We start from the raw sequence: 24,473 nt of genomic DNA on the forward strand, positions 1-24,473 counted from the left end.
GAGGGGGGATTAAGGATGGCAACCATATTGGTCGTTGACGATGACGCTCATATTAGGGAGCTGGTTACCCATTATTTAAAGACGGAGGGTTTTGAAGTCCTGGAAGCAAACGACGGCGAAGAGGCTTTGGAGGTGCTGGATTCCTCCAAAGCGGATCTTGTTATTATGGATGTCATGATGCCGAACATGGATGGCTGGGAGTTATGTGCGGAGATCCGCGATCATTATGATCTCCCGCGGCTTATGCTGACGGCGAAGGGGGAAACGACCCAGAAGCTGAAAGGCTTCGACCTTGGCGCCGATGATTATCTGGTTAAGCCATTTGAGCCGCTCGAGTTAATCGCCAGAGTGAAGGCGCTGCTCAAGCGCTACCGGATCGCGTCTTCACAGACCGTTCAAGCGGGGGATCTTGTTCTTGACCGGAAGACATATGCCGTTAAGGTCAACGGGCAGAGCATGACGCTTCCCCTCAAGGAGTTCGAACTGCTGTTCAAGCTGGCCAGCTATCCGGGGCAATCGTTCTCGCGCGGGCAGCTGATTGAAGAGATATGGGGGTATGATTTCGAAGGCAACGAAAGGACGCTGGATGTTCATATCAATCGGCTGCGCGAGAGGTTCCCGGAGTCGCAGCACACGTTCCGTATTAGTACAATCAGGGGGCTTGGATACCGTCTGGAGGTACAAGTGCAATTATGAGAGATAAGCTGAAGCTTGTATTGAAGGTTCTCATAAAGCTTGGCCAAATCAGCCTCATGCTGCTGTTTATCACGGGTTGCTGGACCGTTGCTTATTATTTCAGTTACTGGTTATACAACAAAATCAATTGGACTCCCCATCATTATGTTGCTCAACTGTTGAATCTGCTGGGCGGTTTCTTTTTGATGGGGTTAGTCATCCAGTTGATTGGCTTTTTGTTTTTTCACAAACGGCAGAAGGAATTCTCGAATTCGATGAGAGACGCGCTTAGACGGATTGCGCAAGGCGACTTCAAGGTGCGTCTGAACTTCGGCAAGAAGATGGATCCCAGATACACGGAAATCCTTGACGAGATTAACCTGATGGCGGACGGACTCGAGAAGCTGGAGGTGCTTCGGCAGGAGTTCATCTCGGACGTATCGCATGAAATTCAGACACCGTTAACCTCCATTAGCGGTTTTGCCCGTGCTCTGCAGAATGAGTCGCTTGAAAGCGACACCCGAATTAAATATTTGCGTATTATCGAAGGTGAAAGCTCCAGGCTCTCGAAGCTGAGCGAGAATCTTCTCCGGCTCGCTTCCCTCGATTCGGAGAAGCATCCCTTCGAGCCCAAGCGCTACAGGCTGGACCGTCAGCTTGGAACGTTAATCCTGTCTTGTGAGCCGCAATGGACGAACAAGTCCATTGATCTGAACGCGGATCTGGATGATGTCTACGTGCATGCGGATGAAGATCTGCTCAGCCAGGTCTGGATCAACTTGATCAGCAATAGCATTAAGTTTACGCCGGAGGGCGGTCAAATCGATATTACATTAAGACAGACCAATGGTCATGCGGAATTCCGGATCAAGGACACGGGCATCGGCATTGCCGCTGAGCAGCAGGAGCAGATTTTTCAGCGCTTCTTCAAGTCTGACAAGGCGAGGAGCCGCAAAATCGGCGGAAGCGGGCTTGGTCTGTCGCTCGTGAAGAAGATCGTCGAGATGCATCACGGCAATGTCGTGGTTGAAAGCGAGCTGGGCCAAGGCTCCGTCTTTATTGTGACCTTGCCGACGGATTTGTAAGAACTTTGTAAGAAATGGTTACGAGTCCGTTTAGAATTCGGAGTTATGATTAACCATAGATTCAATAACAACTGCAGTCAGGGTGAGTAGTGTTTGTCCATTCGAGTGAAGTTGTATTTGTCGTATGTAGCCATGGTATTCCTGCCAATGGTATTGATCCTTAGCTTTGTTGTTTTTCTGCTGTATGCCGGCGGGATGCAGGATCTTCGGGAATATTTCCAAGTGGAGAAGGAGGAGAAGACGAATCAATCCTTGATCTACGGGGAGCTGAAATATGTCATTGAGAATGATACCGACAAGCTTTCGTCGCCCGGCTATTTGGATAATCTTCAGCTAAGGCTGGCTGAACAGTGGGCAGGTATCATTATTGCCAAGGACGGAATCATCTCCGATGTCCCGGTATTTCTGAAGGAGCTGTCTCCAAATGAGGATTGGCAAGGTTTGTTTAACGAATCGCCGGATTCGGTTTCCTTCAAAGCCTTCAAATTTCAGATCAATGATATCTCCTTCCAATATCCGGATGGCCACGACGGTCAAATCCTGCTGCTTAGGCGGTATGATGTGGTTCCGCCTTTGTGGCGGCCGGTGGGCGCTTTGTTTTTTAGCGCGGTTGTTGGACTCACGAGCCTGCTCCTTACCTATTTTGTCTCCCGCAGCATTATTCGGCCGATCCATGCGCTGAAGTCGGCTGCTCTGCAGATCAAGGACGGCGATTTATCTCAGCAGGTCGTCGTCAAGGGAAAAGGAGAGGTCGCCCAGCTTGCCGCCGCTTTTGATGCCATGAGGCTCCAGCTTAAGCAATCCATTGACCAGAGCCTGCAGTATGAGGATAACCGAAAGCAGCTGTTGTCTCATATTTCCCATGATTTGAAGACGCCAATCTCCGCTATTAAAGGTTATGTGGAAGGGATCATGGACGGCATAGCCAACACGGACGAGAAGCGGGAGCGGTATATCCAGACGATCTATCATAAGGCCAACGATATGGACCAACTGATTGATGAGCTGTTTTTATTCTCCAAGCTCGATTTGCACAAGGTTGCTTTTGATTTCAAGACGATTGATATGGTTAAGTACCTGGAGCACTTCTTGGAGGAGCAGCGTTTTGATCTGGAGAAATCCGGTGTGCAGCTAAGCTTCGAGGCTTATTCCAATCAGCCGCTTCTCATTGCAGCCGATCCGGACAAGCTTGGCCGGGTGCTGACGAATATTCTGAACAACTCCGAGAAATATATGGGACAGCTTCCGGCATCCGCAGACAAGAGGGTGAAGGTATCGGTTAGAGAGCAAGGCAATCATGTACGGGTCATGATCGAAGATACGGGACCGGGTATCGAGAAGGAAGATCTTCCTTATATCTTCGACAGGTTCTACCGGGCTGAGCAGTCCCGAAATTCCGAGACCGGCGGAAGCGGACTTGGTCTTGCGATCGTCAAACAAATTATTGAAGGGCATGGCGGTGCGGTTTGGGCGGAAAATGCAGAGAATGGCGGAGCCAGATTCTGCTTGCTTCTCCCCAGAACGCTGCCGGTTAGAACGGTGACAGAGCATGAAGAGCATATTAATCATTGAAGACGAGAAAGCCATTGCCGAACTGGAGCGGGATTATCTGGAAAGCCATGGTTTCTCCGCGGAGATTGAAGGCCGCGGGGATATCGGGCTGCAGAAGGCGTTAGGCGGTTCCTATGATTTGATTATTCTGGATGTCATGCTGCCCAAGCTGGACGGATTCGAAATTTGCCGGCAGATTAGGCAGGCGAAGAATATTCCGGTGCTCATGGTCACGGCCAAGAAGGAAGATATCGATAAGATCAGGGGGCTTGGGCTTGGCGCGGATGACTATATGACCAAGCCGTTTAGTCCAAGCGAGCTCGTCGCAAGGGTAAAGGCGCATCTGGCGAGATACGAACGGCTGACAGCTGACCGGGGCGAAAGCCATGAGCAGATCGGCATCCGGGGACTCTTGATTGATAAGACCTCCAGACGTGTAACGATTCATGACCGTGAGGCGATGCTGACCTCCAAGGAATATGACTTGCTTCTGCTGCTTGCCGCGCATCCCAACCGGGTATTTGAGAAAGAAGAGCTGTTCGAGCGAATTTGGGGTCTTGATTCGAATGGCGACGCAGCTACGGTAACGGTTCACATTCGGAGGCTGCGTGAGAAAATCGAACATGATCCGTCGAACCCGCAATATATCGAGACGATATGGGGAGTCGGATACCGGTTCAAAGTTTAGACAATAGAGAAGGAGTGGGAAGGTTTGAAGAGCATTATCAAGTTCTCGCTGAACAACAAATTTGCGTTATGGATTATGACGGTTATTGTCTTGTTCGCGGGCCTGTATTCGGGGCTCAACATGAAGATGGAGACACTTCCGGATATCACAATTCCGATTGTGAGCGTGTCAACGGTTCTTCCGGGCGCTGCGCCTGAAGAGGTAATGGAGAAAGTAACCAAGCCAATCGAGCAGCGGACACGGAATATGGAGGGAGTAGACAGCGTAAGCTCCACTTCCTACGAAAATGCTTCATCGATCATTATTCAATATAAATACGGAACGAATATGGAAAAGGCAGAGAGCGAAGTGAAAAGCCTGCTTGCTGATATCGCTCTGCCTGAAGGGACGCAAGATCCGAGCGTATCCCGGATCAGCCTTAACGCTTTTCCGGTAATCTCGCTCAGCATCTCTGACGATAGTCAAAGCCTGGAACAGCTCTCCGCGTTGGTGGAAGGAACGATTTTGCCGGAGCTGCAAGGCGTAAGCGGAGTAGCTGATGTGCAGGTCTCGGGTCAGAACGTGAAAGAAGGCCAACTCGAATTTGATCAGGCGAAGCTTGCTCAGTATGGCTTGACAGAAGATGCGGTTAAAGGAATAATTCAGGCTTCTGCCGTGAAAGCTCCGCTCGGGATATTTGAATTCGGGGATTCGGAGAAAACGCTTGTTGTAGACGGCAATGTCACGACGGAAGAAGATTTGAACAACCTTGTTCTTATGCCAAACGTTAAGCTTAGCGATGTGGCGAAAGTGACAGTGGAAGGCAAGGCGGAATCCGTTTCCCGCACGAACGGAAAAGATTCGATCGGGATTAACATTGTAAAATCAGCTGACGCGAATACGGTAGACGTTGTTAACAATGTGAAAGACGTTATCAAGAAAATGGAGGAGAGCAATGACAGTCTGACGATTGTCAATACTCTGGACCAAGGCAAGCCGATTGAGAAATCGGTAGAAACGATGATTACTAAAGCCGTTATCGGCGCTTTGTTTGCGGTTCTTATTATCATGATCTTCTTGCGTGACATCCGTTCCACCATTATAGCCGTCGTATCGATCCCGTTATCGATTCTGATTGCGATGCTTCTGCTCAGTCAGATGGATATTACGCTTAACATCATGACGCTCGGCGCAATGACCATCGCGATTGGCAGGGTAATTGATGACTCGATTGTCGTCATTGAAAACGTGTATCGACGAATGGCGCTTAAGGAAGAGAAGTTGAAGGGGAAAGAGCTCATTCTGGCAGCTACAAGCGAGATGTTCGTTCCCATTATGTCTTCGACTCTCGTAACGATTGCGGTATTCCTGCCAATGGCATTCGTATCCGGCATGGTTGGCGAAATCTTTACGCCGTTTGCCTTAACTGTCGTATTCGCCTTGCTGGCATCCTTGCTTGTTGCCATTACCGTTGTGCCGATGCTGGCGCATATGATGTTCAAGAAAGGCATCAAAGCCGGCAAAGCTGTCGACCACGACAAGCATGGCCGTTTGGCTACCTGGTACAAAGGCGCGTTGTCCTGGTCCCTTAATCATAAGTGGATTACATCGATCATTGCGATTGTTCTGCTTGTAGGCAGTATTTGTCTCACACCGCTTATTGGTATGAGCTTCCTGCCTGGCGATGAGCAGAAATCCATGATTGTTACTTATAACCCTGCTCCGGGCGAGACCAAAGAGCAAGTTGAAGCGATGGCTCTGAAGGCCGAAGAGGAATTGATGAAGCGTGAGGGCATTGATATCGTTCAATACGCGGTTGGCGGTTCTAATCCGTTTAGCCCTGCAGCTTCGAAGCAAGCTTTGTTCAACCTGACTTACGATGAAGACATGAAAAACTTTGCTGACGAGAAGGAAAAAGTCGTTCCTCTCCTTCAAACGCTCGGCGGCAAAGGGGAATGGAAAGAGCAAGACTTTGGCGGTGGCGGCGGTGTAGGCGGCTCAACCATCTCCATGGTTGTCTATGGTCCGGATATGGATTCGCTTGATCCAGTCGTAAATGATTTGATGGCGAAATTGAAGGAAAATAAGGATTTGGAGAAAGTCGATTCCAGCCTTGCAGAACGTTATGATCAATACCGTCTTGTAGCGGATCAGTCGAAGCTGAGCCAATACGGACTGTCAGCTGGTCAGGTAGCTATGGCGCTTAGCCCGGTTCGAGACAATCCGGTGCTGACTACAATTAAAAAAGACAATGAAGATGTGAATGTGTACGTTAAGGTTGATGCGAAGACGTACAAAGATAAATCCGATCTTGAGAATGTAACCATTAAGTCGCCTGTTACAGGTGCCGAGGTACCTCTGAAGGATGTTGTAACGATCGAGGAAGGCAAGTCGCCGAATACGATTACTCGCCTTGACGACCGTATTAATGCTGAAGTAACAGCGGATGTGGTCTCGTCCAATGTTGCTGCCGTATCGAGCGACCTGCAGAAAATGATTGATGAAATGAAACTGCCTGCTGGCGTTGATATCAAAATCGGCGGCGTAACCGAGGATATGCAAGAATCGTTTATGCAGCTTGGACTTGCAATGCTTGCTGCAATCGCCGTAGTATACCTCGTTCTTGTTATCACATTCGGCGGTGCGCTTACACCATTTGCGATCCTGTTCTCACTGCCATTCACCGTTATCGGGGCACTGGTTGGCTTGTATATCGCAGGAGAAACGATCAGTGTTACCGCTATGATCGGTATGCTGATGCTTATTGGTATCGTCGTAACGAACGCGATTGTTCTCGTCGACCGGGTTATTCATAAACAAAAAGAAGGATTGTCGGTTCGCGAAGCCTTGCTGGAAGCAGCAGGAACTCGTCTGCGCCCTATTCTGATGACTGCAATTGCTACGGTAGGCGCGCTCTTGCCGTTGGCACTCGGTTTCGAATCAGGCGGTCTGATCTCCAAAGGTATGGCGATTACCGTTATTGGCGGTTTGATCAGCTCGACGCTGCTCACGCTGATCTTTGTACCGATGGTTTACGAACTGTTCAACCGCAAGAAAAAAGCTAAGGCTATTGCTGAGTAACTCGTTAGTCAAATTAAAAGGCTTCTTCGATCCGTAATCGGTCGAAGAAGCCTTTTTTTATTCTGGTAAGCGGAGGTGGTTATTTCGAGTCGGGCGTGACTTTTGCGCGTGCATCAGTACTTAACACCCTCTGAATAATTGTTGCCGGCATTCCATAACAAGTACTCGTCTACACCTGAATCATGGAGCGCTTTGATCTGTGCTTCAACCTCGGGCGCCCCGTATTTGATGTAATGTCCTTTACCAAGCCAGCTTGCTGTAAAATCCTGAATCCATGGCCGGATAATTGGCTTTTTGTCACCGATGGGGTCGAGCTTCTTATGCGTATCCTTCATTGCCCCGGCAATAGTCGCGTACGGGCTTTTGTCAGGATCCTGCTGATCGAACCAGCCCGTGCTGTAATGGCTTGGATAGATCATGGGCGAGATGACGTGAACATCGCTGGAGATCTTAACAAAATCCTGGCCGATGCCCTCTGCGGCCGGTACAGACGCCGCATAACCGAATATATCGACGGAGACGCGGACGCCAAGCGGCTCCAGCTGCTCTCTGGCGTATTGCACGAAGCCGGCTACCGCATCAACGCGGCTTTGATCCGTTTTGGTATAGGTGAGGGAATCCGCTTTTTTCTCGAAGCCTTCCGGGAATCGAACATAGTCAAATTGGATTTCTTTAAAGCCCAGTTTAACGGCTTCCTTGGCAATCGCGACATTGTACTCCCATACTTCGGGCATGTACGGATTAACAAAGCTGTCCCCGTTGCCGTTCGCCCACAGGGAGCCGTCTGAATGACGATAGGAGAATTCCGGATGCTTCTTGGCAAGCACGGTATCCTTGAACACCACAATCCGGGCAATCGGGTAGACGTTATGCGTTTCGAGCTTGCCCATGAGCGCTTGGATATTCGAAATGTATTTCTGCGTCGTACCCAGCTTCAGAAGCTCGGGTGTCTTGGTCGGATAGGTTATGTATCCGTTATCATCTTTAATGTCAATGACCATGCTGTTGAGCTCTGTATCATCCATGAGCTTCAGCAGCGAGTTCAGACGCGATCCACCGGCGCTGTGAGCCGTTACATAGACCCCTTTGACTGCTGGGGCGTCCGGCTGCGGATCCTTCTTCATGCCGTCTTCTATCGCTTCTGGCGGCGTGGTTGTGCTTGCGGGCACTGCTTGAATGATCGTTTTACCTGCAGCTGCATTAAATAGCGAGGCGGCCAGCTGCTTGGAGGCGGCATTTTCTTCGCCGGTTCCCGTAACAAGATGATACAACAGCATCAGCGTCGAAAAAATGATATCCATATTATGCCCTCTCCCCGTTAGCGTTTTCTTCCAAATTATAAAGCAGAAGAAGGTTCGTGGCATTATTTTTTTTCAACCAGGGCAAATCTAAGCAGGCAATTGTTTCATGTTCGTCGCATACAAAAAAGCCTGCCGGACTTGTCGTCCAGGCAGGCTCATACGCTACTTTATTCACCCGATATGTCATTGCAGTAAAGCTTCTATTTGATGCTCGCAAATGCTGTGCTGTACGATTTCTCTTGCATCTTCCGGTTCCAGAACGGCTAATCCATCCCGCAGCACGATGTTAATCGCAAGCTCGCGCTTCGTAAGGAAAGAACTTAGCTCGGGCACCAGCTTTTCCACAATCTGTGACAATGTGACTGTTTCCATATCCACCTGAGCATCACCCTTTCATCATAGGTTCAGGGCAAATCATATGGCAAGAAAACAAAAATAACGGGATAACCACATTATAACAGGATGAATTGTAAAAACATAGGGATATGTATATGATTCCATGTTTGTCTATTATTCTTTGGACTAATCCTTTGGCCGACGGAAGTCGCCTATGACCCCAACGGTCTCAACGATATTTACGAAAGCGCGGTTATCAACGGTTGCGATCGTCTTCCGCAGCTCGGCCAGCTCATATCGAGTCCGGACGGTCATCAGCATATCCTGGTCGGCGGAAGTAAATGCGCCTCTGGTTTTTATTATCGTAATGCCGCGAGGGTGGCTTAGCAGCTTGGCCAGCATTTCCTCGGTCTTGGTCGTAATAATAAAGGCCGTTACTTTAATATGCCGGACGTGGATGATATCGACCACTTTTCCCGCAATATAGATGGACAGCAGGGAGTAGAGCGCCAGATTCCAATCCTTCGTGTAGAGAACGAGGGCAGCGATAACAAGGCCGTTTAAGGTGAAAATAATGGAACCGACGGGCAAGTCCCTTTTTCGTGTTATAATGGATGCGATGATGTCAAATCCCCCCGAGGAGCCTCCGTACCGAAGTGTCATGCCGGTGCCTATGCCAAGTATAATGCCGCCGAAAACAGAGCCAAGCACGATATCTTTGGCAATCGCTGCGACAGGAATGAGCTGGAGAAACAACGTTGAAGCCAGCACGGTGTACATGCTCCAAATGATAAATCGCCTTCCCACAATAAACCAGCCCCAGACTAGAACCGGAACATTTAGCACCAAATACAGCCAGCCGATATTTCCGCCCGTAATATAGCCGATCATCATGGCTACGCCGGACAGACCGCCGCTAAGCAATTGATGGGGGATAAGGAATAAATTAAATGCGCCCGCTATGAGCAAAGCGCCTATCGTCATCACGGCTGCCGTAACGGCAGGCTTGAAAGTCCATTTGTTCATTTTAGGTTAGCTCCATGACAGAATTTGGTATATTTCAGCGGTTGTTAATCTATGGTAGTATGGCTTTTTGACCATTGCTGGTATTCGTAAGTTGTTATGTGCTATAATGGTTTGGATATTTTTTAGTAGGCTGCAGATAAAAGGAGTATGAGAAGAGTTTGAAAACATTTGCTGAATTTGGCCTGGAACCTAAAGTGTTGCAGGCAATTACGGAGCTTGGATTTGAGGAATCTACCCCAATCCAAGACAAGTCGATCCCTATTGCTATGTCAGGGAGCGATATGATTGGTCAAGCACAGACGGGTACAGGCAAAACGGCTGCATTCGGAATTCCGTTGATTAACAAAATTCCGACTAGCGAAGAACGCATCGTCGCATTAATTATGACGCCGACCCGTGAGCTTGCTATCCAAGTAGCAGACGAGATCGGGAAGCTGACTAAATACAAAGGTCTTCGTTCACTGCCAATTTATGGCGGACAAGAAATCGGTCGCCAGATTCGCGCGTTGAAGAAGAAGCCGCAAATCATTATCGGTACACCGGGCCGTTTGCTGGACCATATTAACCGCAAGACTATCAAGCTTGAAGACGTTCAAACCGTTGTTCTTGACGAAGCGGACGAAATGCTGGACATGGGCTTCATGGAGGATATCCAAGCCATCCTGAAGCAAGTTCCGGAAGAGCGCCAAACTTTGCTGTTCTCGGCAACTATGCCTCCGAACATTCAGAAGCTGGCACAGCAATTCCTGAAAAACCCGGAGCATGTATCGGTTATACCGAAGCAAGTAACGGCACCGCTTATCGAACAAAACTATATTGAAGTGCATGAGCGTCAAAAGTTCGAAGCTCTGTCTCGACTGCTCGATATGGAATCTCCTGAGCTCGCAATTATTTTCGGTCGTACGAAACGTCGTGTTGATGAGCTGAGCGAAGGCTTGCAAAAGCGCGGCTACTCCGCAGACGGCCTGCATGGTGACCTGTCGCAGAACCAGCGCGATAACGTAATGCGCAAATTCCGTGACGGCAGCATCGATGTCCTTGTTGCTACAGACGTAGCGGCACGCGGACTTGACGTTTCCGGCGTAACCCATGTTATTAACTTCGACCTGCCGCAAGACCCGGAGAGCTATGTTCACCGTATCGGCCGTACTGGCCGCGCAGGCAAAGAAGGCTCGGCTTACTCGTTCGTGACGCCTCGTGAAACGGATCACCTGCACTTCATCGAGAAAGTTACGCGTCAACGTATCAACAAGAAACCATTGCCAAGCCTTGCGGAAGCAATCGAAGGCAAACAACGCCTTACGGCTGAACGCGTTCTTGAAATTGTTCAAAATGATGATTTCACAGAATACAAAGGCATCGCTATCCAATTGCTCGAGCAATACGATTCCGTGCATCTGATGGCAGCAGCCCTCAAATTGCTCACTGGCGAGAAGAAAGACGTTAACGTTGAACTGACGCCGGAAGAGCCGCTTCGCGCTAAGAAACGCAAGCCGGATATCCGTTCGAACGGACGCCGTTACTCCGGCGGATCGTTTGGCGGCGGCAACCGCGGAGGTCAAGGCGGAAGCGGCGGCGGAGGCTACCGCGGCCGTGACGACAAACGCAGCAGCGGCGGTTCCCGTGGCGGCTACGAAGGCCGTAACCGTGACAACAACGGTGGCGGACGCGGACGCAGCGGCGAAGGCCGCAGCAGCAGCGAGCCGCGCCGTCCGAAATATTCGTCTGAAGACTTCGTAAACAACTAAGTTATGTAGATCAGGGGAAGTCCGTGATGCCTAGCGGGCATCCGGGCCTTCCCTTTTTTCATAATCATGATCTTAATCTATGAGGGTAGGGGCGAATCAAATGGAACCAAAAGGCCTTGTTGGCGGTTTGTATCGGATTTCCGAATGGATAATGCGTCTGGCGGTCATTAACATCTTATGGCTGGTGTGTTCGATTCCGTTTGTATTTATCGCTTGGAGCGGACTGCTTGCAGCCCCGGCGGATACGACTGATTCAGCCATTACGAGTCAGGTGTATGCAACATTAATCATGATGGCGGTAATTGCTCCATTCACGCTATTCCCAGCTACGGCGGCCATGTTCACGATTGCGCGCAAATGGGTTATGGGTGAAGTCGATGTACCTATGTTCAAAACGTTTTTCCGCGGTTACAAAGAGAACTATTTGCAAAGTATGATCGGCGGTATTTTCTATTCGCTAGTCCTCGGCATTATGATTATTGATTTTATTGTTTATCAGGATCAGTTCAATTTGTTCTCTTACTTGTACCTGGCGATCTGCCTGTTGCTTGTAGTTTCCTTATTTAACTTCTTCTCGATGCTTGTGCATTATCATATGAAAACGTTTCAATTACTGAAAAACGCGATTCTGATTACGATCGGACGTCCAATCCGTTCGTTCTCGACGGCCGTTATGGCCGCTGCGGTGATGTACTTCAGTACGCAGTACACGTTCCTTATTCCGTTCTTCATGGGCAGCGTTATTGCCTATCTGTCGTTCTGGAATTTCCATTTGATCTACCGCAAGCTTCAGGATCAGATGGAGAATGAGAAGAAGAAGGCAGAGGAAGCGCAGGAAAACGAGCTTGCCGATCTTAAGGATTCGGAAAGAGACCGGAACCAGTAAATAGCAGCAAGCACAAGTTTACTTTTGCCGGATTAACGTCTATAATAGCAATACATCCTGCGATGTTCGTTTCGGCTTTACGTTGTTTTGAACCAATGGCTGTTTCTAGGGAGACCAACATTGAAACGCGGCTGACAAGCCCTCAAAAAGGGATTTCAAAAACGTTTCTGCGGACACCCACCTGCGAGAGCGGGTTCAGAAACATGTGAGTCGGACGGCATAGGCGGGTTTTTTTCTTGCCATTATAGAGACCGGCAGTTCCTTGGTCATCCGGTTGCGATGATCAAGGGGCTGCTTTTGTATGTTAAAACATGTTTTATGGTCTTTTTTCAAGGGTGTAAACATGCTACAATTATTTTTGACGTACATAGATGCTAGAGGGGGAGATCATCGTTGTTGAAGCGCACTCTAATCGGACTGCTTCGCAGTCACGAAGCGACGGGCGATAAAGCTAAAGACCCACTGCTCAAATCACATATCTACAAACTTTCGAAGGAAAAAGCATGGGAAGAAGTTGTGTCCACCCTGAAGAAAATGCAGGGCTACAAGCTGCTCCACGAAGTGAAGTCAGTTGGGGAGATTGTCCTGGAGAAACGTACGATGACGGGACGTACAATGGATATTACGGTTACCGTTATCAGCGTTAATCCTGTTACCTCGGCAGTTGATATTTATTCCGCTTCCAAAGGATCGCTGGGAGATCTTGGTTCCAATTACCGGGTTATTCTTGATATTTACCGGACTCTGGACAAGAAGCTCGCCGCTTTCAAGGCTTAATGAGGAATCACATAAAAAATGAAAAAAGCGAGGAAGGTTAATCCTTCACTCGCTTTAAAAAAAATTTTATTCGGCGATAATGACAACCTCTAAACGCGGTCGCACAACTTTGAACGGCCCCGGTAGAGGTTTTCTCATGCGTAAATTATACGAGCGCTTTAACCGCGTTGATCGCTTGCTCGTAATTTGGATGTTCGGTCATTTCGGACAGATATTCCACGTATTGTACTTTATCGTTTGCATCGATGACGAAGATAGCGCGCATATCAAGGCCAAATTCCTTTATGTATACACCGTAAGCTTGACCGAAGTCATGCGATTTGAAGTCCGACAGCATAACAACTTTGTCTACGCCTGCCGCACCGCACCAGCGGGATTGCGCGAAAGGTGTATCAACGCTTACTGTCAGCACGGCAACATTGTCGCCAAGCGACGCGGCTTCTTCATTGAAACGGCGGGTTTGTGCGTCGCACACGCCAGTGTCGATGGAAGGAACAACGCTGATCAGTTTTACTTTACCTGCGAAATCTTTTAAGGATACGGAGTCAACAAGCGATTTGTTGATTGTGAAATCTGGAGCTTGGTCTCCAACTTTTACTTCCGGTCCGATTAATGTAATAGGATTGCCTTTAAATGCGGCAACGCCAGTGCGTTCTTGTGACATAATGGATATGTCCTCCTTCTCACGTTTAAGGTTTGTAACAGGTTATATTATAAGCTTTATGAATCGGCATTGTCCAATGGTTGGAAGGGGAGATTCGTAATGATTTTCTTAAGATATGAAAGCTTTCGCGGATATCTGCGCGCCTATCCGGTTACTTCCGTCATCATTGCGCTTAATCTCGTTTATTTCATCGTAACGGCCGTGACAGGGGATATTAACGACGGATATCATTTGGTTCAGACAGGCGCGTTTGTCAGCTTTATGCCGGATAATCCGTATGGATTGGATGAGCCGTGGCGGCTTGTTACCTCGATGTTTATGCACTCCAGCATGCAGCATATCTTCTTTAACATGTTCTCGATCCTTGTGTTTGCACCACCCCTGGAGAAGCTGCTCAAGCCGGTAAAATACGCTGTTTTTTATCTGCTATGCGGTATTATCGCAAATCTGCTTACCGGAGCCGTGCATGGATTGTTCGGCAACGAGCAGACCATTTATTTATCTACCGGAGCTTCCGGGGCTATATACGGAGTATTCGGAGCTTTTCTATACATCGCATTATTCCGCAAAGCGTGGCTTGATCCAGGCTCGCGGAAAACAGTATATATCATTCTCGCCTTTGGTCTTGTCTACTCGCTGATTACGCCTAGCGTAAGCCTGCTAGGGCATGTAGGCGGAGGAGTCGCAGGTTTCCTGCTGTATGGTTTATTAGACCGCGCTATGACGAAGAAACGGCGCATGTATTAGAATCAGGATGTACGGGAGAGATAAGGAGACATTATGGAACTACGACAGCTTTATTATTTTGTGAAGGTTGCCAAAAAAGAACACGTGACGCAAGCGGCAGAAGAGCTGCATGTTGCGCAATCTGCAGTCAGCCGTCAAATTCATCAGCTTGAAGAGGAGCTGGGAGTTAAACTGTTCTTGCAGAAAGGGCGCAATCTGCAGCTGACGCCGGTTGGACAATTGTTTCTTAAGCGTGCGGAAGTCATTCTCGAGGATCTGGAGAAGGCCGTAGTGGAGATCCACGAGTTTATGGATCCGGAAAAAGGGGAGATTCGTCTGGGCTTCCCGCATAGCCTCGGCGTATCCGTCGTTCCTCAGGTCGTGGCATCCTTCCGCAAGCTTCATCCTAATGTCAAATTCCGCTTCCGTCAGGGCATGTACCCTTCCTTGATTCGAGACATGGTGAAGGGAGAGATTGATCTGGCCTTCATCTCGCCGTTTCCGGATGAGCATGAGCAGGTATGCGGTCAAGTGCTGCTAACGGAGGAGCTCTACGCGATACTTCCGCCTAATCACCCGCTGGCGGGTGAACAGGAGATTGATCTCAACCAGCTGCAGGACGATACTTTTGTCATGTTCAGCGAAGGCTACTCCTTGCGGCCAATTGTATGGGAAGCCTGTCAGGAGGCCGGATTTACCCCAAAGATCGGTTTTGAAGGCGAAGAGACTGAGACCATCAGAGGACTGGTTGCGGCCGGCATGGGGGTAAGTCTGCTGCCGGAGATGGCTTTGTATCATACCGGGGTGCTGCAATCGGCAAAGGTCCGCATACGGTCACCAAGGGTAACGAGAAATATCGGCATCATTCATCGTTCGAACGAAAAAATGCCGCTTGTGGCTAAAGTGTTCCACAGCTTCTTATTAAGATATTTTAACGAGCTTGAAGATAAGCAGGGAAAAACGGAAACGGTAATCACTTAGGTAATTGCCGTTTCTAAATATCGGCTAATAAAAAAGGGATGTACCAACGTCATTTAGTGACGGATGGGACATCCCTTTTGTTCATTTAATCATCATTGTTCGAGGACGTGAAGATCATAATGTATTTGACCAGCTCCAGCAAGGAGATCAGCGCTGCTGCTACATAAGTCAGGGCAGCTGCGTTCAGCACCTTCGCTACGCCGCGTTCTTCTTCGTTGGTAATAAAGCCTTCGGCAACCATCAGATCACGTGCGCGGTTACTTGCGTTAAACTCAACCGGCAAGGTGATCACTTGGAAGGCGACGGCAACCGAGAAGAAGATGATGCCGAGTCCGACCAGGTTCATTGCGTGGAACAGGAATCCGGCAATGAGCAGAAACGGTGCAATACCAGATGCGATGTTGACGACCGGGAAGATCCGGTGGCGAAGCACAAGCATCGGATAATGTACCTTGTGCTGAATGGCGTGACCAACTTCGTGACAAGCAACCGCAACCGCGGAGATCGAGCTTTCATAATAGACCTGCTCGGACAATCTTACTACGCGGTGAATCGGATCGTAGTGGTCCGACAAGGTGCCGCGCACAGGCTCGATAGGCACGTCATGCAAGTCATTGGCATCCAGCATTCGTCTTGCTGCCTGGTAACCGGTCATGCCATAGGTTGTTGGTACGCCGGCCCATTTGTTAAACGTTCCTTTCACCCGAAACTGCGCCCATATGGATAGAGCGAACGCGATCAGGATAAGGAAGTCCATAGGGTGAAAAAACATGTGATCATACCTCCATTAGAATAATCAGGGTTTGCATCGATGGGACAAATGCTTACATGAAGGGTCCCTTGTTAATAAGAAGCATTAACGCTTCGATACAAGCTGCGGTTTGGGGCATGAGGCGCGTATACAGGCGATTCGCTTGTCTCGGCTTCAGCTGCTTGATCACGGGCTCCAGCTCTTTTACTTCGCGCTCCAGCTGGCTTAAATGATGCTGCAGATCCGTAAGCTTCTGAGAAACCTGCTCCTCGGCCGTAATCTTGCTCCAGCCCTCCAAAGCTTCCCTGATTTCGTCCAGCGTATATTTTTCTTGCTTCATTTGTTCGATACGTTTGAGTCTGACTAAAGTTTCATCTTGATATAAGCGATAGTTTTTGGCGGAACGTTCCGATGGTTCTATTAGGCCCATGGAAGTGTAGTAATCAATCGTCCTGGAGCTGACATTCGCTAACTTGGCAAGCTCACCTATACGATAAAGCTTCGTATCCCCAATCTCTCCACCTTCTTTCAATAATACTGTTCCTTAATCATAATCGGAAAGTAACCGTACAGTCAAACGTGTTACATGAATGTACAAATTTCGCCTCATTATTGAAAGATAGTAAATTCTGATTCAAAAGTAATAGACTCAAAATGCGAAGAATATATAGGCAATAGAACCAATTCCCTAGCTCATTTGTGAAAAAACTTAACATTCCGTTCGTTTTTAGACACGAACGTTAGATTTTTTTTCTGATTTAGAAGATTATATATTGTCAAATTAGGTGCTTCTGACTATAATGACATTAAGTCTTTCCTAACATGTTAGTAAACATCACATTAAGGGAGTGGTCGTATTGATTAAGAAAATGGTGTTAACTTTAGCTGCATTATGTTTGGTGTTTCCGGCAATGGCGTTTGCCGATGACCCGACGGCAGGAACACTTAACATGGGAATTAACTCGCTTTGGGTAATGGTAGCCTTCGTGCTCGTATTGCTCATGCAAGGCGGCTTTATTCTATTAGAAACAGGTTCCACACGAATGAAAAACGCAGGCCACGTGGCCGGCAAAACAATCTTTACAGCAGGCCTTGCAGCATTGATTTACTGGGCCGTTGGTTATGGCTTCGCATTTGGAGCTGACAGCTCGATTAACGGATTTATCGGCTTTGGCGATTTCCTGTTTGATCCTTCTATTATAAGTGTGGATGACGGACTACCTACTACATTGTTCTTCCTGTTCCAATTGGCTTTCGCGGTTGTATCCCTGTCCATCGCATGGGGCGGCTTCGCAGAACGCGCTAAATTGTCCTCTTACTTCATCTTTACGATTGTCTTTATTGGTGTTATCTATCCTATCGTGGCTCACTGGATCTGGGGCGGCGGCTGGCTTGCAAAAGACGGCGCGCAAGACTTTGCAGGCTCGACGGTTGTTCACTTGTCCGGCGCAATTGCGGCATTCGCGGCAACGGTATTGCTGAAACCGCGGATTGGCAAATACAACAAAGACGGCTCTGCTAACGAAATTTCCGGTCACAACCAAGTGTTTACGGCACTTTCCGTATTGCTGCTGTGGGTTGGCTGGTTCGGCTTCAACGCTGGTTCTACTCTTGCAATCGGCGACGGCTTCTTTGGTTATGTAGGCTTTACTACCATGCTGGGTGCAGGCGCTGGCGCAGTTGCGGCCCTTCTGATTTCGTGGGCGGTTAACGGCAAAGCGGATATCACAACTATGCTGAACGGTACGCTCGCCGGTCTCGTTGCCATTACGGCATCTTGTGCATTCGTAGAGCCATGGGCTGCGGTAGTTATTGGTCTGGTAGCTGGCGTGCTCGTATTCTACAGCGCGAAATTCTTCGAAAAAATCAAAGTCGACGATCCGATCTACGCAATGTCCGTACACGGCGCCGCTGGTATCTGGGGTACGCTGGCTAACGGTATCTTCGCAACGGATGAGCTTGCTTCTAAAGTAGGCGTAGGTCAAGGCGGTCTGATTGATACGGGCAGCTGGCACCAACTGGGCGTTCAAGCGCTGTCGGTATTGGTGTGCGGAGCATTCGTTCTGGCTGCATCGTTCCTGGTACTGTTCATTATCAAAGCAACAATCGGCTTCCGCGTAACGGAAGAGCAAGAAATTATCGGTCTTGACCTTAGTGAGCATGGCGCTTATGGTTATCCTGAGCAACTTAAAAAAGGTCAAGGCATCCAAGGTTAATGTTAGGTTTGTTGGACTGACCTGAGGGGAGAGGCGGCGGATGGGCGATCCGGTACGTGTGCAGCTTCTGAAGCAAATCGGCAAAGCCGATAACGTGAATGTACTGCGCAGTTTGCGGGATCAAGTACACGAGCATATGAAAGGTATTCTCCAAATGAGTCCGGTCGAACAATTCAACGAACAATTAAATGAGCTGCATGATTCGGTGATATGCCGCTCTATCATACTAGCGGAAGCGGAAATGGCACGGTTGGGGATGGGTTCTCCCCCCGTGCCTTACGCGTATCTATTGTTCGGCAGCGGAGGACGTCAGGAACAGACGCTGTCGAGTGATCAGGACAGCGGCATTGTTTATGAAGACTCCGTTATGGATTCGGAGGAGGCCAGGGCTTATTTTCAGCAACTAACCTCAAACATCGTCTCGATTTTGCAACAGTCCGGCTATCCGTTATGCGAGGGCAATGTGCTGAGCAATAACCCGGAGTGGTGTATGTCGTTAACCGAATGGAAGGTCAAGCTGAATGACTGGTTTGCGGAGCCGGCCTGGGAAGCCGTTCGGTACTTGTTAATTATGGCTGACGGACGATCGGTATATGGCGATCATCGTCTGGCCTTTGAACTAAAGGATCATTATTTCAATAATGTAATCGAATATCCGAATATTACGAGGCGGATGCTCGATAATACGATGCGCCATAAGGTGCTGCTCGGATTATTCGGCCATTTGCTGAAGGAGCAATATGGATCGGATGCGGGCAGTCTTGATATTAAATACGGCGCGTATATCCCGCTTGTTAACGCGATTCGGTTATTGGCTCTTCAAGCAGGCATTCGGGATACGTCAACGTTATCGAGGATTCGGGCGCTTGCTATGCATGATCAATTGCTATCGGAAGAAGCGGCGTCGTATGAACAGGCTTTCCGGCTGTTTCTCCGTCTGCGGTTGATGACAACGGAGCAGAACGAGGACGGTCTGTACGCCAATAACGGGAAGCTCTCCAGCCGGAGCTTGTCGAGGGAAATGACCGAGGAACTGAAAAGTTCGCTGAGGACCGGGAAGAGGCTGCAGCGGAAGGTATTCAAACGTACAACGGGCAGGCTGAGGTAAGGCGGTGGTGAAGGGAAATGAAGGAACCAAAAGGCGTCGGGCGGATGTGGAACTTGTATAAAATGGGAGGTTTTACGCCTGCTCTTGCCTCTATGCTGGGCTCGCAAAATGCTCAGCAGATGGCATTTATACGTTCTATCAACAAGGAGCAGCGCAAACAGTCCATGCTGGATATGCCGCTGAAGGAACTGGATATTGTCGTTTTTGATTTGGAGACGACCGGTTTCTATCCATCGAACGGGGATGAGATCATCTCGTTTGGAGCTGTCCATATGAAAGGGCTTGAGCTTAACGAGCCTAGACAGTTCTATAGTCTCGTGAATCCGAAACGCCGAATTCCGCGGCAAATCATAGAGTTAACGGGAATAACAAACGAGATGGTGGAGGATGCGCCGGATCTGATTCAGGTTCTGCATGACTTTATGGAGTTTATCGGAAGAAGGCTCCTGATTGCGCATGCTGCCGGTCACGACAAGCAGTTTCTGAATGCTGCGTTATGGAGAACCTCCAAGATCAGCTTGAATCACAGGGTGCTCGACACGATGCTGGTTGCCAAATGGCTGGAGCCGAAGCGGGCTTCCTATGCGCTTGATGATCTGCTCGAGGACTTTGGGATTCCAATCACGGAGCGTCACCATGCGCTGCATGATTCGATCATGACGGCAAAGCTGTGGCAGCAGTTCCTCATCCGGATTTTAGACCGGAATATCACTACATTAGGGGATTTATACGCTTATTTAAGCAAGCATTAACGCAAGAGGGCGGAAGGTCCCGTTCTCCAGCAGATAAGGCTGGACGAATGGATCCGCGCTGCCCGCCATAGAGATGATCCAATAGGAGATCTGACGATCCGAAGCCGGCAGACCAAGCGTATCGCGCTTAGACGGTAAGGCGGAGGAGGTTGGATGGGAGTGGAAAAAACCGACGAGCGACTGTCGGTTTTTTTGCATGTCGTAATAAGCGGATACCCATTCGCCCGGGTGAAACCGGAAAGAACGCAGGGGATCCTCGTGAACATTCGTAATGGAGCGAATATCGGTAACCGTTGCATGGCCGGCTTCAGCGGCCTCTGTGCCCGCGAGGACTCCGCAAGCTTCCCGAGGGAGGGCAAGGCTGCACAAACGCAATAATTGCTTGTGTGCTTGGTGGGTAATGGCGATTGCTTGCATCTAGGCGAATGCTTCCTTTCGGTGCAGGATACAGTTATTGCCCATTATACAAGGGATATGAAAGCTTTAGCTAGCCGGATTAGCGGTTTTCTCCGGATGAAGCAGCCGGATCGCGAAGAGCAGGGCAGCAATTGCCAATACGGCCAATAGAATAAACAGCACCGTAACGGAACGATCGGCCAGCCAGCTGAACAGCGGTGGTCCCGCAGCAACGCCAAAGAATCTCAGGCTGCTGTAAAACGAAGTCACGATACCCCGATGAGACCGGTCTACAGAGCCGGTGATCCATGTATTCAAGCATGGGAGCAGCAAGCCTGTGCCTACGCTGCTTATTGTAATAAAGCCGATAAAGACATAAATGAGCCAATAGCTGAACAGGCAGCCGATTAAGGCGGCGCTCATGAGCGATAAGCCGATAAGGATAAAACGGCGCATTTTTTTGCCGTCTTTTTTAATGGAATGGCCAGTCAGATAAGCGGTAATCACGAGGCCAAGCAGCGGAATAGCCAGGATGCAGCCCTTCAGTACGCCGTCAATCGAATAGGGGGGCTTCTCCAGCAGATCCGACAAATAAAAGAGGACGCCAAACAGCAGGAACAATCCTAGCGCTCCCGTGCAATAAGCGGTAATGAGCCATCGGCCTTTCTCGCGGAATATTTGCCTCATATCCTTTAAGTATTGCTTGAGCTTTAAAGGCTCGGTTTTGGATTCCGGTTCTTTAATGAAGAACCACACGGCGGCGAGCGATGCCGCGCAAAAGAAAGGAAAAGCAAAAAACGGCGCATACCACACGATAAGCGCAAGCGCTGACCCGAGAATCGGACTTACGACCTTGCCTGCTCCGTTCGAGGCTTCAATTATTCCAAGGGCTTCGCTTTCCTGACCGTCCTTATACATATCTCCGACAAGAGCCATCGCAATGGGGGCTGTTCCCGCCGCGGCAAGGCCCTGCAATGCGCGAGAGGAGATAAGGAGCCAATAGGAGCCCCAGACGGCGGCAAAGCCCGCCACGATTCCTGCAGCGCCGTATACGGCCAGAGAAGGAATAATAATAGCCTTTCTGCGGAACCGGTCCGATAAGTAACCAATAGCTGGTATGAAAATAGCGGCGCTGACCGAAAATAAAGTGATAACAAGGCTGGATTGAAGCTCGGTCAGCTCCATTTTCTTGGCGAGGTCAGGTAATATCGGCACGAGCATGGAATTCCCGAGTACAAGGACAAGCGGAACCGAAGCGAATGCGATATACTGCAGCCATTTGTGTTCGGCCATGAAGAAATAGCCTCCGATCCTGAAGGTGACTTTGACTTTTTCATGGCTAATGTGCCCCTCGTCTTGAGCTTCCATTCTCCGCCGTGTTACGATAGGCATAATATAGAAATGAAGATGAAAGAAGGGACATCATGAAGCGCGCTACGATGCTGTTTATCGCAGCCTTTGTACTGGCAGGGCTGGCGGTGTATCAATATGTCGCAAAGGATGAAGCAAACGTTACGGCTGCAGCGTCAGGCTTTAAACCAAAAGCCGGCTCCGAGGCCGTGACTTTCGAATTGCCGGGTCTGGATGAGAAAAGCTATGCCATAGGCGGCAAGCAGGACAAGCTCACCTTCGTTAATTTCTGGGCATCCTGGTGCGGACCGTGCGAGCTGGAAGCGCCTGATCTGCAAAAGCTGTACGAGAAATACGGGGATAAGATAGCCTTTTACGGCGTTAATGCTACGAAGTTTGACAAGGAAAGAGCCGCAAGGCAGTTTGTGGTCGATCATGAGTTTACGTTCCCGATCCTGATGGACCGGAAAGGGGATGTGACGAATACGTACAAGGTGGATACTTTCCCGACAACCTTCCTTATTGATTCCTCCGGCGTCATTCGCGAGCGGATCAATGGCGTCATAACCCTAGACGAGTGGGAACGCCTGATTGAGCAGTACAGCTGAATCTCTTCAAATAGAAACGCCCGGCAGAGGTCTGCCGGGCGTTTTGTTGGTGGATTAATGGTTAACAACGCCGATACGCTCGGAATTGTCGGAAGGTGCTGTGTTTGACTTCTCCATATTAAGCAGGGCATAACGGATACTGTCAACGAGTGCCTCCCAGCTTGCTTCGATAACGTTGCTGGATACGCCTACCGTGCTCCATGTATTCTCTACATTGGAGGATTCCACAAGGACGCGTACCTTAGCGGCGGTTGCATCTTTCTCATCGAATACGCGAACCTTATAGTCGGAAAGATGAATTTCTTCAATCTTCGGATAGAACTGGACAAGCGCTTTGCGCAGCGCGTTATCCAGGGCATTGACCGGACCGTTGCCTTCGGCAGCCGTATAGACCTGCTGGCCGTCAACGTTCAGCTTCACAATGGCTTCCGAATTCATTTGCCCGCTTGTGCTTTCCATCAGTACTTTGAACGAATCCACCTTGAATACTTCGATTGGTTCTCCGAAAGCATTGCGGAGAAGAAGCTCAAGGGATGCATCCGCGGCTTCGAATTGATAGCCCTGATGTTCAAGCTCCTTGATGTGATCCATAATGGACTTGGTTTGCTCGTTATTGGCGTTTATATCCAATCCAAGCGATTGGGCTTTCGAAATGATGTTCGATTGGCCCGCAAGCTCGGAGACGAGGATACGCTGCTTATTGCCGACAAGCTCCGGCTCGATATGCTCGTAAGTCTTGGAATCCTTCATGATCGCCGAGACGTGAATGCCGCCTTTATGAGCGAATGCCGCGTTGCCTACGAAGGCTTGGCCGACCGGCATGTTAACGTTGGCAATCTCGCTCACGTAACGGGCCGTTCCCGTCAAGGTGCGAAGCTTCTCTTCCGGAATAACGTCATATCCCATCTTGAGCTGAAGATTCGGAATGATCGAGCACAGATTCGCGTTGCCGCAGCGCTCGCCATAGCCGTTAATTGTGCCCTGCACCTGTCGCGCGCCCGCTTGAATGGCTGCCAGGGAATTGGCTACCGCCAGCTCGCAGTCATTGTGGGTATGTATGCCGATGGGCGCGGTCAGCTCCTGACGAATGCGGCTCACAATTTCGTGAATCTCTCCCGGCAGGGTGCCGCCATTGGTATCGCAAAGAACAAGCCAGTCCGCACCCGCATCCTGGGCTTTCCGCAGTACCGCTACCGCGTATTCCGGATTGTTCTTGTAGCCGTCGAAGAAATGCTCGGAATCAAAGAGCGCTTCCATTCCTCTATGCTTCAAGTAAGCGATGGAATCGTAAACCATGGATAAATTCTCTTCGAGCGTTGTCTGCAAAGCCGTATGCACGTGGAAATCCCACGATTTGCCTACAAGCGTAGCTGCCGGTACGCCGGATTCCGCGATTCGCACGAGGGAAGAATCTTGATCAGCCTGGCTGAATTTACGGCGCGTGCTGCCAAATGCCGTAATTTTCGATTGCAGATTTAAGCTCTTAACCCGTTGGAAAAACTCAATATCTTTGCCGTTGCTTCCAGGATTCCCGCCTTCAATATAATGAACGCCGAGAGCGTCAAGTTTTTGAGCAATTTTGAGCTTATCATCTGCTGACAGGCTGATCCCTTCGCCTTGCGTACCGTCGCGCAGCGTAGTATCAAATATTTTTATTGATGTTGTCATAGCCGGGACGCCTCCTTCTTCACTGATCGCCTACAAATATAATTAACTATTATAACACTTGTTGATTAGAATGTAGAGAGGAGCACAGATTTTTTTTGCCGCATATGCTTGATTTGACGG

The 24,473-nt window shown here is 49.3% G+C and carries 23 protein-coding genes and 1 other RNA gene; 15 read left to right on the forward strand and 9 right to left on the reverse strand.

The window, feature by feature from the left end:
- Positions 1-15 precede the first annotated feature (15 nt).
- The 5 genes from M3194_RS07345 (at position 16) to M3194_RS07365 (ending at position 7,059) form a co-directional block, all read left to right on the forward strand.
- Positions 16-696, forward strand: a complete 681-nt coding sequence (locus tag M3194_RS07345; protein WP_251652779.1) for a response regulator transcription factor — start codon at positions 16-18, stop codon at positions 694-696.
- The gene (locus tag M3194_RS07350; RefSeq protein WP_251652780.1) at positions 693-1,760 is read left to right on the forward strand and encodes a sensor histidine kinase; all 1,068 of its coding nucleotides are present in this window, start codon (positions 693-695) and stop codon (positions 1,758-1,760) included. Before M3194_RS07345 ends, M3194_RS07350 begins: the two co-directional genes overlap by 4 nt.
- Before the next feature lie 93 nt (positions 1,761-1,853).
- Positions 1,854-3,332: a sensor histidine kinase gene (locus M3194_RS07355; protein WP_251652781.1), complete on the forward strand. Its 1,479-nt coding sequence runs from the start codon at positions 1,854-1,856 to the stop codon at positions 3,330-3,332.
- Positions 3,310-3,999, forward strand: a complete 690-nt coding sequence (locus tag M3194_RS07360; RefSeq protein ID WP_251652782.1) for a response regulator transcription factor — start codon at positions 3,310-3,312, stop codon at positions 3,997-3,999. Before M3194_RS07355 ends, M3194_RS07360 begins: the two co-directional genes overlap by 23 nt.
- Positions 4,000-4,023: 24 nt before the next feature.
- Complete coding sequence (locus tag M3194_RS07365) at positions 4,024-7,059, forward strand: efflux RND transporter permease subunit (protein ID WP_251652783.1); 3,036 nt, start codon at positions 4,024-4,026, stop codon at positions 7,057-7,059.
- Positions 7,060-7,172: 113 nt separating this feature from the next.
- On the opposite strand, the gene M3194_RS07370 is transcribed toward M3194_RS07365, so the two are convergent.
- From M3194_RS07370 to M3194_RS07380, 3 genes are all read right to left on the reverse strand, one after another.
- Positions 7,173-8,360 carry a putative glycoside hydrolase gene (locus M3194_RS07370; protein WP_251652784.1) on the reverse strand — a complete coding sequence of 396 codons (1,188 nt, stop codon included), beginning with the start codon at positions 8,358-8,360 and terminating at the stop codon, positions 7,173-7,175.
- A 183-nt stretch (positions 8,361-8,543) separates the two neighbouring features.
- On the reverse strand, positions 8,544-8,732 hold the full coding sequence (locus M3194_RS07375; protein ID WP_251653197.1) for a hypothetical protein: 189 nt from the start codon (positions 8,730-8,732) through the stop codon (positions 8,544-8,546).
- A gap of 150 nt (positions 8,733-8,882) precedes the next feature.
- Entirely contained in the window at positions 8,883-9,722 is an 840-nt protein-coding gene (locus M3194_RS07380; RefSeq protein ID WP_251652785.1) for a YitT family protein, read from the reverse strand.
- Positions 9,723-9,880: 158 nt separating this feature from the next.
- On the opposite strand from M3194_RS07380, the gene M3194_RS07385 reads away from it, so the two are divergent.
- The 4 genes from M3194_RS07385 to M3194_RS07400 all read left to right on the forward strand — a co-directional run bounded on the left by M3194_RS07385 (position 9,881) and on the right by M3194_RS07400 (position 13,133).
- The gene (locus tag M3194_RS07385; protein WP_251652786.1) at positions 9,881-11,470 is read left to right on the forward strand and encodes a DEAD/DEAH box helicase; all 1,590 of its coding nucleotides are present in this window, start codon (positions 9,881-9,883) and stop codon (positions 11,468-11,470) included.
- A 100-nt stretch (positions 11,471-11,570) separates the two neighbouring features.
- The gene (locus M3194_RS07390) at positions 11,571-12,356 is read left to right on the forward strand and encodes a YesL family protein (RefSeq protein WP_251652787.1); all 786 of its coding nucleotides are present in this window, start codon (positions 11,571-11,573) and stop codon (positions 12,354-12,356) included.
- Positions 12,357-12,407: 51 nt separating this feature from the next.
- A non-coding RNA gene (gene ssrS / locus M3194_RS07395) (6S RNA) lies at positions 12,408-12,590 on the forward strand.
- A gap of 159 nt (positions 12,591-12,749) precedes the next feature.
- Positions 12,750-13,133 (forward strand): DUF1499 domain-containing protein, encoded by a 384-nt coding sequence (locus tag M3194_RS07400; RefSeq protein WP_127496562.1) that lies wholly within the window; start codon positions 12,750-12,752, stop codon positions 13,131-13,133.
- Between the two features lie 145 nt (positions 13,134-13,278).
- Here the strand turns inward: M3194_RS07400 and tpx are convergent, their stop codons facing one another.
- A complete protein-coding gene (gene tpx / locus M3194_RS07405; protein WP_251652788.1) occupies positions 13,279-13,797 on the reverse strand; it encodes a thiol peroxidase in 519 nt (172 codons plus the stop codon).
- Between the two features lie 99 nt (positions 13,798-13,896).
- Here tpx and M3194_RS07410 point away from each other — a divergent pair, with 99 nt between their 5' ends.
- Entirely contained in the window at positions 13,897-14,544 is a 648-nt protein-coding gene (locus M3194_RS07410; protein WP_251652789.1) for a rhomboid family intramembrane serine protease, read from the forward strand.
- 33 nt (positions 14,545-14,577) lie between these two features.
- A complete protein-coding gene (locus M3194_RS07415) occupies positions 14,578-15,504 on the forward strand; it encodes a LysR family transcriptional regulator (protein ID WP_251652790.1) in 927 nt (308 codons plus the stop codon).
- Between the two features lie 85 nt (positions 15,505-15,589).
- Here M3194_RS07415 and M3194_RS07420 read toward each other — a convergent pair whose 3' ends face one another.
- Positions 15,590-16,276 (reverse strand): zinc metallopeptidase, encoded by a 687-nt coding sequence (locus M3194_RS07420; RefSeq protein ID WP_251652791.1) that lies wholly within the window; start codon positions 16,274-16,276, stop codon positions 15,590-15,592.
- 52 nt (positions 16,277-16,328) lie between these two features.
- Positions 16,329-16,787, reverse strand: a complete 459-nt coding sequence (locus M3194_RS07425) for a MerR family transcriptional regulator (RefSeq protein WP_285889160.1) — start codon at positions 16,785-16,787, stop codon at positions 16,329-16,331.
- Positions 16,788-17,112: 325 nt separating this feature from the next.
- Here M3194_RS07425 and M3194_RS07430 point away from each other — a divergent pair, with 325 nt between their 5' ends.
- From M3194_RS07430 to M3194_RS07440, 3 genes are read left to right on the forward strand one after another with little or no spacing between them, the layout of a single operon-like run.
- Positions 17,113-18,471 (forward strand): ammonium transporter, encoded by a 1,359-nt coding sequence (locus tag M3194_RS07430; protein ID WP_251652792.1) that lies wholly within the window; start codon positions 17,113-17,115, stop codon positions 18,469-18,471.
- Between the two features lie 40 nt (positions 18,472-18,511).
- Positions 18,512-19,579 carry a DUF294 nucleotidyltransferase-like domain-containing protein gene (locus M3194_RS07435; RefSeq protein WP_251652793.1) on the forward strand — a complete coding sequence of 356 codons (1,068 nt, stop codon included), beginning with the start codon at positions 18,512-18,514 and terminating at the stop codon, positions 19,577-19,579.
- 17 nt (positions 19,580-19,596) lie between these two features.
- The gene (locus M3194_RS07440) at positions 19,597-20,331 is read left to right on the forward strand and encodes a 3'-5' exonuclease (RefSeq protein ID WP_251652794.1); all 735 of its coding nucleotides are present in this window, start codon (positions 19,597-19,599) and stop codon (positions 20,329-20,331) included.
- Here the strand turns inward: M3194_RS07440 and M3194_RS07445 are convergent.
- Together M3194_RS07445 and M3194_RS07450 are read right to left on the reverse strand one after the other, a co-directional pair.
- Positions 20,317-20,748, reverse strand: coding sequence for a M67 family metallopeptidase (locus tag M3194_RS07445; RefSeq protein WP_251652795.1), 432 nt, complete (start codon positions 20,746-20,748; stop codon positions 20,317-20,319). The two genes, M3194_RS07440 and M3194_RS07445, sit on opposite strands and share 15 nt — an antisense overlap.
- A 66-nt stretch (positions 20,749-20,814) precedes the next feature.
- On the reverse strand, positions 20,815-22,020 hold the full coding sequence (locus M3194_RS07450; RefSeq protein WP_251652796.1) for an MFS transporter: 1,206 nt from the start codon (positions 22,018-22,020) through the stop codon (positions 20,815-20,817).
- Positions 22,021-22,151: 131 nt separating this feature from the next.
- Here M3194_RS07450 and M3194_RS07455 point away from each other — a divergent pair, with 131 nt between their 5' ends.
- The gene (locus M3194_RS07455; protein ID WP_251652797.1) at positions 22,152-22,685 is read left to right on the forward strand and encodes a TlpA family protein disulfide reductase; all 534 of its coding nucleotides are present in this window, start codon (positions 22,152-22,154) and stop codon (positions 22,683-22,685) included.
- A 54-nt stretch (positions 22,686-22,739) separates the two neighbouring features.
- Here the strand turns inward: M3194_RS07455 and cimA are convergent, their stop codons facing one another.
- Positions 22,740-24,353: a citramalate synthase gene (cimA, locus tag M3194_RS07460; protein ID WP_251652798.1), complete on the reverse strand. Its 1,614-nt coding sequence runs from the start codon at positions 24,351-24,353 to the stop codon at positions 22,740-22,742.
- Positions 24,354-24,473: the final 120 nt, after the last annotated feature.

The sequence above is a fragment of the Paenibacillus glycanilyticus genome, assembly GCF_023715145.1.
GTDB lineage: Bacteria > Bacillota > Bacilli > Paenibacillales > Paenibacillaceae > Pristimantibacillus > Pristimantibacillus glycanilyticus_A.

What these genes read in the sequence shown, in the direction of transcription:
- M3194_RS07345 (WP_251652779.1), top strand. Translation starts at nt 16, where the DNA reads ATGGCAACCATATTGGTCGTTGACGATGACGCTCATATTAGGGAGCTG.
- M3194_RS07350 (WP_251652780.1), top strand. Translation starts at nt 693, where the DNA reads ATGAGAGATAAGCTGAAGCTTGTATTGAAGGTTCTCATAAAGCTTGGC.
- M3194_RS07360 (WP_251652782.1), top strand. Translation starts at nt 3,310, where the DNA reads ATGAAGAGCATATTAATCATTGAAGACGAGAAAGCCATTGCCGAACTG.
- M3194_RS07370 (WP_251652784.1), bottom strand. Translation starts at nt 8,360, where the DNA reads ATGGATATCATTTTTTCGACGCTGATGCTGTTGTATCATCTTGTTACG.
- M3194_RS07375 (WP_251653197.1), bottom strand. Translation starts at nt 8,732, where the DNA reads ATGGAAACAGTCACATTGTCACAGATTGTGGAAAAGCTGGTGCCCGAG.
- M3194_RS07380 (WP_251652785.1), bottom strand. Translation starts at nt 9,722, where the DNA reads ATGAACAAATGGACTTTCAAGCCTGCCGTTACGGCAGCCGTGATGACG.
- M3194_RS07390 (WP_251652787.1), top strand. Translation starts at nt 11,571, where the DNA reads ATGGAACCAAAAGGCCTTGTTGGCGGTTTGTATCGGATTTCCGAATGG.
- tpx (WP_251652788.1), bottom strand. Translation starts at nt 13,797, where the DNA reads ATGTCACAAGAACGCACTGGCGTTGCCGCATTTAAAGGCAATCCTATT.
- M3194_RS07410 (WP_251652789.1), top strand. Translation starts at nt 13,897, where the DNA reads ATGATTTTCTTAAGATATGAAAGCTTTCGCGGATATCTGCGCGCCTAT.
- M3194_RS07415 (WP_251652790.1), top strand. Translation starts at nt 14,578, where the DNA reads ATGGAACTACGACAGCTTTATTATTTTGTGAAGGTTGCCAAAAAAGAA.
- M3194_RS07420 (WP_251652791.1), bottom strand. Translation starts at nt 16,276, where the DNA reads ATGTTTTTTCACCCTATGGACTTCCTTATCCTGATCGCGTTCGCTCTA.
- M3194_RS07435 (WP_251652793.1), top strand. Translation starts at nt 18,512, where the DNA reads ATGGGCGATCCGGTACGTGTGCAGCTTCTGAAGCAAATCGGCAAAGCC.
- M3194_RS07440 (WP_251652794.1), top strand. Translation starts at nt 19,597, where the DNA reads ATGAAGGAACCAAAAGGCGTCGGGCGGATGTGGAACTTGTATAAAATG.
- M3194_RS07445 (WP_251652795.1), bottom strand. Translation starts at nt 20,748, where the DNA reads ATGCAAGCAATCGCCATTACCCACCAAGCACACAAGCAATTATTGCGT.
- M3194_RS07450 (WP_251652796.1), bottom strand. Translation starts at nt 22,020, where the DNA reads ATGGCCGAACACAAATGGCTGCAGTATATCGCATTCGCTTCGGTTCCG.
- M3194_RS07455 (WP_251652797.1), top strand. Translation starts at nt 22,152, where the DNA reads ATGAAGCGCGCTACGATGCTGTTTATCGCAGCCTTTGTACTGGCAGGG.
- cimA (WP_251652798.1), bottom strand. Translation starts at nt 24,353, where the DNA reads ATGACAACATCAATAAAAATATTTGATACTACGCTGCGCGACGGTACG.